At 72.5% G+C, this 11,649-nt stretch carries 10 protein-coding genes; 8 read left to right on the top strand and 2 right to left on the bottom strand.

Translation table 11 applies throughout. The features are described from left to right. Both AB0L40_RS14645 and AB0L40_RS14640 read right to left on the bottom strand, forming a co-directional pair. Positions 1–1,687 (bottom strand): HAMP domain-containing sensor histidine kinase (locus AB0L40_RS14645; protein ID WP_364355599.1); only part of this gene is annotated, 1,687 nt, incomplete at its 3' end. A gap of 15 nt (positions 1,688–1,702) precedes the next feature. After that, positions 1,703–2,395, bottom strand: coding sequence for a response regulator transcription factor (locus tag AB0L40_RS14640; RefSeq protein ID WP_364355596.1), 693 nt, complete (start codon positions 2,393–2,395; stop codon positions 1,703–1,705). Positions 2,396–2,602: 207 nt separating this feature from the next. Here AB0L40_RS14640 and AB0L40_RS14635 point away from each other — a divergent pair, with 207 nt between their 5' ends. The 8 genes from AB0L40_RS14635 (at position 2,603) to rhaS (ending at position 11,495) form a co-directional block, all read left to right on the top strand. Next, complete coding sequence (locus AB0L40_RS14635) at positions 2,603–3,385, top strand: (Fe-S)-binding protein (protein WP_364355593.1); 783 nt, start codon at positions 2,603–2,605, stop codon at positions 3,383–3,385. After that, the gene (locus AB0L40_RS14630; protein ID WP_364355590.1) at positions 3,382–4,833 is read left to right on the top strand and encodes a lactate utilization protein B; all 1,452 of its coding nucleotides are present in this window, start codon (positions 3,382–3,384) and stop codon (positions 4,831–4,833) included. The genes AB0L40_RS14635 and AB0L40_RS14630 overlap by 4 nt, the downstream gene beginning before the upstream one ends. Further along, complete coding sequence (locus AB0L40_RS14625) at positions 4,830–5,507, top strand: LUD domain-containing protein (RefSeq protein WP_364355587.1); 678 nt, start codon at positions 4,830–4,832, stop codon at positions 5,505–5,507. The genes AB0L40_RS14630 and AB0L40_RS14625 overlap by 4 nt, the downstream gene beginning before the upstream one ends. A gap of 311 nt (positions 5,508–5,818) precedes the next feature. Continuing rightward, the gene (locus tag AB0L40_RS14620) at positions 5,819–6,673 is read left to right on the top strand and encodes a DeoR/GlpR family DNA-binding transcription regulator (protein ID WP_364355584.1); all 855 of its coding nucleotides are present in this window, start codon (positions 5,819–5,821) and stop codon (positions 6,671–6,673) included. Continuing rightward, complete coding sequence (locus AB0L40_RS14615; RefSeq protein WP_364355581.1) at positions 6,670–8,196, top strand: sugar ABC transporter ATP-binding protein; 1,527 nt, start codon at positions 6,670–6,672, stop codon at positions 8,194–8,196. Before AB0L40_RS14620 ends, AB0L40_RS14615 begins: the two co-directional genes overlap by 4 nt. Beyond that, positions 8,193–9,305 carry an ABC transporter permease gene (locus tag AB0L40_RS14610; protein WP_364355578.1) on the top strand — a complete coding sequence of 371 codons (1,113 nt, stop codon included), beginning with the start codon at positions 8,193–8,195 and terminating at the stop codon, positions 9,303–9,305. Before AB0L40_RS14615 ends, AB0L40_RS14610 begins: the two co-directional genes overlap by 4 nt. After that, complete coding sequence (locus AB0L40_RS14605; protein WP_364355575.1) at positions 9,302–10,414, top strand: ABC transporter permease; 1,113 nt, start codon at positions 9,302–9,304, stop codon at positions 10,412–10,414. The genes AB0L40_RS14610 and AB0L40_RS14605 overlap by 4 nt, the downstream gene beginning before the upstream one ends. Continuing rightward, complete coding sequence (rhaS, locus tag AB0L40_RS14600) at positions 10,407–11,495, top strand: rhamnose ABC transporter substrate-binding protein (RefSeq protein ID WP_364355572.1); 1,089 nt, start codon at positions 10,407–10,409, stop codon at positions 11,493–11,495. Before AB0L40_RS14605 ends, rhaS begins: the two co-directional genes overlap by 8 nt. Positions 11,496–11,649: the final 154 nt, after the last annotated feature.

Genomic DNA, 11,649 nt, shown 5'->3' with positions numbered 1-11,649 from the left:
GCTGGATGTTCTTCATCCGGTTGCCCATGACGAGGTCCGCGCCGTCGTCGAGCTCGCGGACGAAGTTCGGGATCTCGTGGACCTCGTCGCCCGCCGACCACAGCGCGCCGCCGGCCTCGTCGGCCAGGCTGCCCACGGTGTCCTCCGGGTCGCCCGGCCGGACGACCATCGCGACGACGAACCGGGCGCCGCGCCCGGTGGCCGGGTCGGTCGCCTCGACGCGCACGTCGCCACCGTGGCGCTGGGCGGCCGCGCGGACGATCGCCAGGCCGATGCCGGTCGATCCGGCGCCCTCGCCGCCGCGCCGGACGAAGCGGTCGAAGATCCGCCGGCGCAGGTCCGCCGGGATCCCCTCGCCGTCGTCCTCGACCACGAGCTCTCCGCGCGTCCCCTCGGAACGCAGGCGGACCCGGATCTCGGTCCCCGGCGGCGTGTGCCGCAGCGCGTTGCCGACGAGGTTGGCGACCATCCGCACCAGCTCGTCGCGGATGCCGTCGACCGTCACGGGGTCGAGGTCCAGCACGACCTCGTGGTCCCCGATCTGCGGCTCGAGCTCGTCGACCGCCTCGAGGATCGCCCGGTCGAGGTCGACCTCGGTGCGCTCGACCTCGCGGCTGGCGTCCATGCGGGCCAGCAGCAGCAGGTCGGCGACCAGGCGGCGCATCCGCCGCGACGAGCGCAGCGCGGACTCGGCGGCCTCCTGGTCGTCGCCGGTGGTGGTCAGCGCCAGCAGCTCCAGGTTCGCCTGCACCGACGTCAGAGGCGTGCGCAGCTCGTGCGACGCGTCGGCGATGAACTCGCGCTGACGCTGGAGCGTGGCGTCGACCGTCGCCTGGGCGGCCGCGAGCTCGTCGAGCATGTCCTGCAGCGTGCCGCCGAGCTCCGCGATCTCGTCGTGGACCCGCGACTTCGGCATCTTCGCGTCGAGGTCGCGGGTCCGCGCGATGTGCCGTGCCGTGTAGGTCATCCGCCGCACGGGACCCATCGCTCGGGCGCCGAGCGCCAGGCCGGCCATCAACGCGAGGAACGTGCCGCCGATGACGCCGAGGGCCAGGGCCGACCAGACGCGGCGGGTGGTGCGCTCCACTGCGTCGTAGGAGCGGCCGACGCGAACGGCGACCGACACCGGACTCGGCGTCACGCCCAGGACGCTGCCCGCGGCGCCGAACAGCGGGTCGCCGAGACGGTTGGTCGGGAACTTGAACGGCACCACGACCGGCGACCCGTTGCTGTTGAGGATCGAGCGATCGAAGACGCGCGTCTCGACACGGATGTCCCCGACCCGGTCCCGCCCGTCGCCGGGCGAGCCGAGGTCGACGCCCGTCGGCGACGAGTACAGCGGGACGAACCGCCCGTTGCGCTCGCGTGCCCAGACCGCTACCGCGGTCGTGTTGTCCCCCGTCGCGGCCTGGAGCCGCGAGCCGTCGATGGCGTAGCCGCCGTTGCGGGCGACCAGTCGCAGCCGCTGGCTGATCGTGTCGAAGCGCGCCCCCGTCTGCGTCTGGAAGTCGCTGTCGATCCGGCGCGTCGTGAACGTGCCGACGGCGATCGCGAAGATCAGGAGGATGACGCCCGTCAGCGTCGCGGAGACGACGGCCAGGCGCCAGCGGATCGGCAGGCGGTCGAGGCCCCGGAGCGGCAGCGCGCGCTTCGGGGCCGTCCTACGACGAGTGGGGACGGCAGCCACCCGGTCCGGTGGGGCTCAGCGCCCGACGCGCAGCACGTAGCCGGCGCCGCGGATGGTGTGGACGAGGCGATCCTCGCCGCCCTCCTCGAGCTTGCGCCGGACGTTCGAGATGAAGACCTCGATCGTGTTGGTCGACGCGAGCGGGTCGTAGCCCCAGACCTCCTCCAGCAGGCGCTGGCGCGGGACGACGAGCTTCTCGTTGCGCATCAGGTACTCGAGCAGCTCGAACTCGCGCTGCGTCAGCTCGATGTGGCGCTCGCCGCGGAAGACCTCGTGCGTGGCCGGGTTGAGCGTGAGGTCGGCGCAGACCAGCGCGGCCTCGCCGCGCGGGGGACGACGACGCAGCAGCGCGCGGATGCGGGCGAGCAGCTCGTCGCGCTCGAACGGCTTGACGAGGTAGTCGTCGGCGCCGCTGTCGAGGCCCTTCACGCGGTGCTCGACGGCGTCGCGCGCGGTGAGGATGAGGATCGGCACGTCGTCGGACTCCCGCAGGTGCCCGGCGACGGAGATGCCGTCCATGTCCGGCAGGCCGAGGTCGAGGATGACGAGGTCCGGCATGAACGTCCGGGCCTCGGCCAGCGCGCTCTGGCCGTCGCGGGCCGTCCGCGTCTCGTAGTCCTCGAGCCGGAGGGTCCGGCCGAGGACCCCGGCGATCTCCTCGTCGTCCTCGACGATCAGCACGCGGGCGGTGCGCCCCGATGAATCCATGGGCCGATCGTAGCCGCACGGCCTTTATGTTCGATCAACGGGTGCTGTCCGGAGCCTGCGGACCGGCGGATCTCGCGGCCCCGTCGGGGGTGTACGGATCACGCCGCCGCCCTTCGGAGCACCGGCCGGTCGGTCGTCCGTCCGGTCATCCGAACGCAATCGCACACAAACCCCCGTGAACGATCGCGGCAAGCTACGCTGCACGGGATGGGGACGAGGGCTTCGCTGCTGATCACCTGCCTGGTCGACACCCTGTACCCGAACGTCGGCCGCGCGAGCGTGGCCGTGCTCGAGCGGGTCGGGGTGACGCTCGACGTACCGATGGAGCAGACCTGCTGCGGCCAGATGCACCAGAACGGCGGGCACCCGGACGACGCGACCCGGCTGATGCGCCGCACGATCGACGCGTTCGCCGACGCCGAGATCGTCGTCTCGCCGTCGCCGTCGTGCGCGGCCCAGGTCGTCGAGCACTACCCGCACCTCGCGGAGCGCTCCGGCGACGCCGGCCTCCTGCGCGAGGCCCGCGCCCTGGCCGCTCGCACCCGCGACCTCTCGACGTACCTCGTCGAGGACCTCGGGATCGAGGACGTCGGCGCCCCGGCCTTCCCGCACAGCGTCACCTACCACCCGACCTGCCACGGGCTGCGGCTGCTCGGGATCGGCGACCGCCCGCAGCGGCTGCTGCGCCACGTCCCGGGGATCGAGCTGCGCGAGCTGCCGGAGGCCACCTCGTGCTGCGGATTCGGCGGCACGTTCGCGGTCACCAACGCCGGCGTGTCGACCGCGATGATGGACGACAAGCTGCGCAACGTCCGCGGGACCGGGGCCGAGGTCCTGGCCGCCGCGGACTCGTCGTGCCTGATGCACATGGGCGGCGGGCTCTCCCGGCAGGGCGCCCCGGTGCGGCCGCTGCACTACGCGGAGATCCTCGTGGGCGTGCCCGCGTCGGACGACCGGCTGCCGAAGACCCTGCGGGCGGCGGCGCGATGAGCGAGCGCTGGCCCGAGCACCCCCTGGACTTCCCGAAGGCCGCGGCGGCGACGCTGCAGGACGAGCAGCTGCGGTCCAACCTGGGGCACGCGACGACCGCCATCCGCGCCAAGCGCAGTGACGTGGTGGCCGAGGTCGACGACTGGGAGGCGCTGCGCGACGAGGGCGCCGCCGCCCGCGACCGCGCGCTGCGGCGGCTGGACGAGCGGCTCGAGGAGCTCGAGCACAACGTCCGCGCCGCCGGCGGCGTCGTCCACTGGGCGCCCGACAAGGCCGCGGCCCAGCGGATCGTCGTGGACCTCGTGCGCGCCACCGGCAGCGACGAGGTCATCAAGGTCAAGTCGCTGCTGACCGACGAGCTCGAGCTGAACCCCGCGCTGGAGGACGCCGGCATCCGCTCGCAGGAGACCGACCTGGCGGAGCTCATCGTCCAGCTCGGGGGCGATCGGCAGAGCCACATCCTCGTCCCCGCGATCCACCGCAACCGGCGCGAGATCCGCGACATCTTCCGCGAGCACCTGCCCGGCGCCGCCGAGGTCTCCGACGACCCCGCCGCACTGGCCGAGGCCGCCCGCCGGCACCTGCGCGAGCAGTTCCTCCGCGTGCCCGTCGCGATCTCCGGCGCCAATGCGGCGGTCGCCGAGACCGGCACGGTCGCGATCGTCGAGTCCGAGGGCAACGGCCGCATGTGCCTGACGCTCCCGAAGACCCTCATCACGGTGATGGGCATCGAGAAGGTCCTGGAGACGTGGGAGGACCTCGGCACGATCCTCCGCCTGCTGCCGCGGTCGTCGACCGGCGAGCGGATGAACCCCTACACGTCGCTGTGGACCGGGATCTATGCGGACCCCACCCACCCCGACGGCCCGGAGGAGTTCCACCTCGTGCTCGTGGACGCCGGGCGCACGAACGCCCTGGCGGACCCCGTCGGCCGCGACGCGCTGCGCTGCATCCGCTGCTCCGCCTGCCTGAACGTGTGCCCGGTCTACGAGCGGACCGGGGGACAGGCCTACGAGTCGATCTACCCGGGCCCGATCGGCGCGATCCTGACCCCGCAGCTGCAGGGGCTGGACACCGCGCCGACCCTGCCCTGGGCGTCGAGCCTCTGCGGCGCCTGCTACGAGGTCTGCCCGGTCAAGATCGACATCCCGCAGATCCTCGTGCACCTGCGCGGGCGCGTGACCGCCGAGACCAACGCGTCGGGCAAGGGCCACCACGCCGGCGTCGAGCGCCTGGCGATGCGCAGCGTCGCGCGCGTCATGGACAGCCGCCGGGCCTACGAGGCCGCGCAGCGCGCCGGACGCCTCGGGCTCGCCCTGATCGACAACGGCCGCGGCAAGCGGGGCAAGCTGCCCGGCCTGAAGGGCTGGACCGCGTCGCGCGACCTGCCGGACCCCGAGCCGTCGTTCCGGTCGTGGTGGCGCGAGCGGGAGGAGGAGCGCCCGTGAGCGGCCGCGACGAGGTCCTCGCCCGCGTGCGCGCGGCGCTGCGGACGGCAGAGCGGGCCGCCACCGAGCGCGACCCGGACCACGACCAGACGCCGCCCGCGCCCGCGCGACGTGCGCGGCCGGAGGTCGACCCCGCCGACCTCCTGGAGCGCTTCGCCGAGCGGGTCGCCGACTACCGCGCGACGGTCGTCCGGACGGATCCCGCCGGTGTCGGGGCGGCGATCGCGGACGCCCTCGACGATCTCGACCCGAGCGCCGTCGCGGCCCCCCGAGGGCTGCCCGCCGCGTGGCGGCCCGCGGGCGCCCGGGACGGCTCGGCGCTGAGCACGGCGGAGCTGCCGGACGTCGACGCCGTCGTCACCGCCTGCCGCAGCGCGATCGCGGAGACCGGCACGATCGTGCTGGACCACACCGACGACCAGGGGCCGCGCCGACTGACGCTCGTCCCGGACCGGCACGTCTGCGTCGTGCGCTCCGGCCAGCTGGTCGACGACGTCGACGATGCGTTCCTCGTGCTGCGTCCGGCGCCGCCGGGAGGACCGCCGGCCCCGCCCCTGACGTTCGTGTCCGGCCCGTCCGCCACGAGCGACATCGAGCTGCAGCGGGTCGAGGGCGTCCACGGACCCCGGACCCTCGTCGTCGTCCTCGTCGACGAGTCCGGACCGCCGGGCTAGCCGCCCGCCCCGGCCGCCGCCGGGCCGCAGCCCCGCAGTCGTGGTCGCCGGGGCGGCACGCGGCACCCGTGGGAGGCCGTGTTCGTGTTCGTTCACGCGCGCACATGGTCATCTGTCCGGGCCGGGCACCACGCTGACTCCGTCCACCGCCATCGGTGGACGGTCGTCAGAACGGGAGGAATCGCCGTCCAGGAGGGCGATTCCGTCGGGACGCAACAGCGTGTTCACTGTGCGTCTTGACACAGACATCCCGATCTGTTCTGATCGTTTCTGCGCGAACCCGCGCACTTGTAGGGGAAGGGACCGCCGTAGTGTCAAAAAGCAACCGCAAAGCACCGGACGACAGACTTCGACTCGCCGAGGGTCGCCGCGAGGCGATCCTCGAGCTCCTGCAGGCCCAGCGCGCCGTCACGGTCGCCGAGATCGAGGAGCGCTTCGGCATCTCCCCGATGACCGCCCGCCGCGACCTCGCCGAGCTCGAGCGCCAGGGCTCCGCCCGCCGCACGCACGGCGGCGCCGTCCTTCCGAGCACCAGCTCGCACGAGGACTCGTTCTCCGCCCGGATGGCGACGGCCACGGCCGCCAAGCGCGCGCTCGCCGTCGCGGCCGCCGCGACCGTCGAGGACGGCGAGGCGCTGTTCCTCGACTCGTCGACCACGGCCTACCACCTCGCCGAGGTCCTGATCCGCGACGACCGGCCCGTCACCGTCGTGACCAACTCGCTGCCGATCATCGACCTCGTCTCCTCCAACGCCCGCGAGACGATCGAGCTGATCGCCGCCGGCGGGCAGCTGCGCCGCATCTCCCGCTCCTTCGTCGGTCCCGTCGCCGTCGAGGCGCTCAAGCGCCACTGGACGGACCGCGCGTTCCTCTCCGTCAAGGGCATCGCCCCCGACGGCACGCTCACCGACGCCGACCCGCTCGAGGCCGAGGTCAAGCGCGCGATGATCGCCCAGGCCGGCCAGGCGACGCTGCTGGTCGACGGCGGCAAGCTCGACCGCCGCGGCCTGTCCGTGATCGGCCCGGTCTCGGACTGCAGCGACGTCCTCGTCGCCGGCCTGGCCGCCGACTCCGACCTGCTGTCGGCCATCGACGTGCCCGGCGTCGCGGTCCGCCGCCTCGACGAGGGCGACGACGCCCCGTCCCCGGAGGAGGCGTCCGCATGAGCACCGACGCGACGACGACCCCGCTCGTCGCCCTCGACGGCGCGAGCCGCTCCTTCGGCGCGGTCCACGCGCTGAAGAACGCGTCCCTCGCCCTGCGCGCCGGCGAGGTCCGCGCGCTGATGGGCGAGAACGGCGCGGGCAAGTCCACGCTGGTGAAGATCCTCACCGGCGTCGACCGCCCCAACAGCGGCAGCGTGCTGGTCGACGGCGAGCCCGTCGTCTTCCACTCCACCGCCGACAGCCGCGACGCCGGCGTCGCCGTGATCCTCCAGGAGCCGACGCTCTTCCCCGACCTCTCCGTTGCGGAGAACGTCGTCATGGGGCGTCATCCCAAGCGCTCGTTCGGTCGCATCGACCGCCCGGCGATGAAGCAGACCGTCCAGGGCCTGCTCGACCGCCTCGGCGTCGACCTCGACCCGGACCGTCCGGTGCAGGGCCTGTCGATCGCGGACCAGCAGATCGTCGAGATCGCGAAGGCGATGAGCTTCGACGCGCGCGTCCTGATCATGGACGAGCCGACCGCCGCCCTGTCCGGCCGCGAGGTCGACCGCCTGTTCGGCGTCGTCCGGGCGCTGCAGGCCCGCGGCGCCGCCGTCCTCTTCATCAGCCACCGGCTGGAGGAGGTCTACGAGATCGCCACGGTCGTGACCGTCATGCGCGACGGCGAGGTCGTCCACGACGGCCCGCTGTCCGAGCTGCCGGAGGACGAGCTCGTCCGCCGCATGGTGGGCCGCGACGTCAACCAGCTCTTCCCGAAGACGCCCGCCACCATCGGCGACGTCGTCCTCGACGTGAAGGGCCTGTCCCGCGAGGGCGTCTTCTACGACGTCGACCTGCAGGTCCGGGCCGGCGAGATCGTCGCCCTGGCCGGCCTGGTGGGCGCCGGACGCTCCGAGGTCGTCCAGGCGATCTTCGGCGTCGACCAGGCCACCGAGGGCACCGTGAACATGCTCGGCCACGACCTGCCGCTCGGCAAGCCGACCGCGGCCGTCGCCGCCGGCATGGCGCTGGTGCCCGAGGACCGCCGCCAGCAGGGCCTCGTCATGGACATGTCGATCGGCCAGAACGCGACGCTCGCCCGCCTGGGCGACATGCGCTCGCGCGGCCTGCTGTCCCCGAAGCGCGAGCGCGCCGAGGCATCCCAGTGGGGCGAGCGGCTGCAGCTGAAGTACGGCAAGCTCAGCGACCCGGTCGGCACGCTCTCGGGCGGCAACCAGCAGAAGGTCGTCCTGGCCAAGTGGCTGGGCACCGAGCCCCGCCTCCTGATCATCGACGAGCCGACCCGCGGCATCGACGTCGGCACCAAGGCGGAGGTCCACCGCATCATCAACGAACTCGCCGGCCAGGGACTCGCCGTCCTGATGGTCTCGAGCGAGCTGCCCGAGGTCCTGGGGATGGCCGACCGCGTCCTCGTGATGTTCGAGGGCCGCGTGACCGCCGAGCTGACCCGGGCCGAGGCGAACGAGGAGCGTGTCGTCCGCGCAGCTACGGGCCGCACCGCGGTCACCGAGGAGATCGCATGAGCACCCCCGTCACCACGCCGGCGGCCCCCGGGCCCGGCGGCTCCGCGCCCTCGGGCCCGACCGTCGAGCCCGAGGAGGCCGAGCGCGTCTCGGCCGGCCGCCGCGTCGTCGACCGCCTGATCCGCGCCCGCGAGCTGGGCCTGATCGTCGTCCTGATCGCCATCGTCGCGATCACCGGGGCGATCGAGCCGAACTTCCTGGACGCCGACAGCCTCAAGCAGACGGTCCTGAACGTCGCGATCATCGCCGTGATGACCGCGGGCATGACGCTCGTGATCGTCACGCGCAACATCGACCTCTCGGTCGGCTCGATCCTCGGGCTTTCCGCGTTCCTCTGCGGCGACTTCCTGACGAAGAACCCGAGCGTCCCGTGGATCGTCGGCGTCCTCATCGCCATCCTGATCGGCGCCGCGTGCGGCCTCCTCAACGGCGTGCTCGTCACGTGGGGCCGCGTCCCCGCGCTCGTGGTGACCCTCGGCACGATGTACGCCCTGCGCGGCGTCGCGTTCCTCGTCACCGGCGGGCGCCAGATCAACGCGGAGGACCTGCCCGACTCCTTCCTGAAGGTCGGCTCCGGCGACCTGCTCGGCGTCCCGACGCTGATCGTGCTCGCGGTCGTCGTGATCGTGCTCTTCTGGTTCATCACCCGCGACTACGCGTGGGGCCGCCAGCTCTACGCGATCGGCTCGTCGGGCCGGTCCGGCGGCCAGGCGGCCAAGCTCGCCGGCCTGAAGAGCGACCGCCGCGTCACGCAGGCGTTCGTGATCTCCGGCGCGCTGGCCGGCCTCGGCGGCGCGATGTACGCGGCCCGCTACGGCACGGTCGACGCGACCGGCGGACAGGGCTACGAGCTGCGCGTCATCGGCGCGGCCGTGGTCGGCGGCGTCGCGATCGCCGGCGGGTCCGGCACCGTCTTCGGCGCCGCCCTCGGTGCCGTCGTGCTCGGCACGATCCAGACCGCGCTGATCGTCCTGAAGATCGACGACTTCTGGCAGCAGGCCATCGTCGGCCTCCTGATCATCGTCGCGATCTCGCTCGACCGCCTGATCACCAACCAGAGCGAGGCGCTGCTGCGACAGCGGTCCGCCCGACGGAGGACCGCCGCATGAGCACCATCTCGCCCACGGCTCCGGCGCCCGACCGGACGCCGGCCGCCCCGCGCACCGAGGACTCGATCGTCAAGACGATCCTCGGCCGCTGGGAGACCCTGATCGTCGGCCTGATCGTCGTCGTCTTCATCATCGGCGCGGGGATCTCGTCCGAGTTCCTGACCGGCGACTCGCTGACCACCGGCTCGAGCGACTTCACCGAGTACGCCATCCTGGCGCTGCCGCTGACGCTGATCATCGCCACCGGCGAGATCGACCTCTCGGTCGCCTCCGTCCTGGCGCTCAGCTCGGCGCTCATGGGCTACCTCTGGAACCAGGGGCTGCCGATGGAGGCGATCCTGCCGATCTGCATCCTCGCCGGCGCGCTCTGCGGCCTGATCAACGGCTGGCTCGTGACGGGCCTCGGGCTCCCCAGCCTCGCGGTGACGATCGGCACGATGGCCCTCTTCCGCGGCCTGGCCTACGTGATCCTCGGCGACGAGTCGGTCACCGACTTCCCGACGAACTACACGGACTGGGCGTTCGGCAACTTCGCCGGCACCGTCATCCCGAACACGATCGTCCTGTTCCTCGTGCTCGCCGCGATCTTCGCGGTCGTGCTGCACCGGACGCCGTTCGGCCGGGCGATCTTCGCGATCGGCGCCAACAAGGAGGCTGCGCGGTTCAGCGGCCTGCGCGTCAACCGGATCCAGCTGCGGCTCTTCATCCTCAGCGGTGCGATCGCCGCGCTGGCCGGGATTCTCCTGACGCTCCGCAACTCGACCGCCGCCGGCAACGTCGGCGACGGGTTCGAGCTGACCGCCATCGCGGCGGTGGTCCTCGGCGGCGTCTCGATCTTCGGCGGCACCGGCACGATCGGCGGCGTCATCCTCGCCCTGATCCTGCTCGGCGCCATCCAGAAGGCGCTCAATCTCGACCCGGACATCAACACCGCCTGGGTCAACATCGTCACCGGCATCTTGCTCGTCGGCTCCGTCCTGGGGCCGAACATCGCTGCGCGCGTCCGAGAGGCGCGCCGCATCAGCACCCGCGGCACTCGGCCTCCTCGGCCCGGCCGATCCGCGGCACCTCAGTCCGGGCCGGGAGGAGAGGGGAACACCAATGCGTGACTCACGCTTCACGCGGTTCCTGGCGCTGCTGTTCGCAGTGGTGCTGGGTGCAGCGGTCATCACGGGCTGCGGCTCGACCAAGGACGACTCCGACGACAGCGGCTCCGCCGCCTCGTCGAGCAGCTCGACCGCGGCCGCCGACTCGTCGGCCACGATCAAGCAGGGCCTGAACGTCGTCGTCATGCCCAAGCAGCTCGGCAACCCCTACGAGGAGCTCGAGGACCAGGGCACCGTCGCGGCCATCAAGGAGACGGGCGGCACCGCCAAGATCCAGGGTCCGACCGACGCCGCCGCGTCGTCGCAGGTCTCGCTGCTGCGCTCGATCACGCAGCAGAAGCCGGACGCGATCGTCCTGGCCGCGAACGACCCGAACGCGGTCGTCCCGGTCCTCAAGCAGGCCCAGCAGCGCGGCATCAAGGTCGTCACGCAGGACTCGGACTCCGCTCCGGCCGGCCGGCAGATCTTCATCAACCAGGCCACGACGCAGTCGATCGGCGTGCAGCTGGCCAAGCAGGCGCTGCAGACCGCGGGCTCCGCCGGCGGCGACGTCGCCGTGCTGTCCGCGACGGCCAACGCGCCGAACCAGAACGCCTGGATCAAGATCATGAAGACCGAGCTCGCGAAGCCCGAGTACTCCAAGATCAAGCTCGTGAAGGTCGCCTACGGCGACGACGACGACCAGAAGTCGTTCCAGCAGGCGCAGGGTCTCCTGTCGGCCTACCCGAGCCTGAAGTCGATCGTCTCCCCGACGACCGTCGGCATCGCCGCCGCCGCCCGCTACGTCTCGTCCTCGAAGTACAAGGGCAAGGTCGCGATCACGGGTCTCGGCACGCCGAACCAGATGCGCAAGTTCGTCAAGGACGGCACCGTCGCGCAGTTCGCGCTGTGGAACCCCGAGGACGTCGGCTACCTCGGCGGCTACGCCGCGGCCGCCCTGGCCTCCGACGTGATCACCGGCAAGCAGGGCGAGTCCTTCAAGGCGGGCAAGCTCGGCACGAAGACCATCGGCAAGGACGGCGAGATCGTCCTCGGGCCGCCCACCACGTTCACCAAGGACAACATCGACAAGTTCGACTTCTAGGACACGACGGTGGCGTCCCCGGCTCCGTGCCGGGAGGCGTCGCCGACGAGGCCCTACCCGGACGTCGCGGCCCGTGAGGACCGCGGCGCCCGGGACCGGAGCCGGCGACCGAAGCGTTCGCCGACCCCGGGCGGGACCCGCGCCACGAGGCGCG

Origin of the sequence: Patulibacter sp. NPDC049589 (assembly GCF_040675535.1) — a bacterium.
In the GTDB taxonomy this organism is placed as follows: domain Bacteria; phylum Actinomycetota; class Thermoleophilia; order Solirubrobacterales; family Solirubrobacteraceae; genus Patulibacter.
The sequence above is the reverse complement of the archived record's forward strand: the minus strand, read 5'-3'. Positions and strand labels throughout refer to the sequence as shown.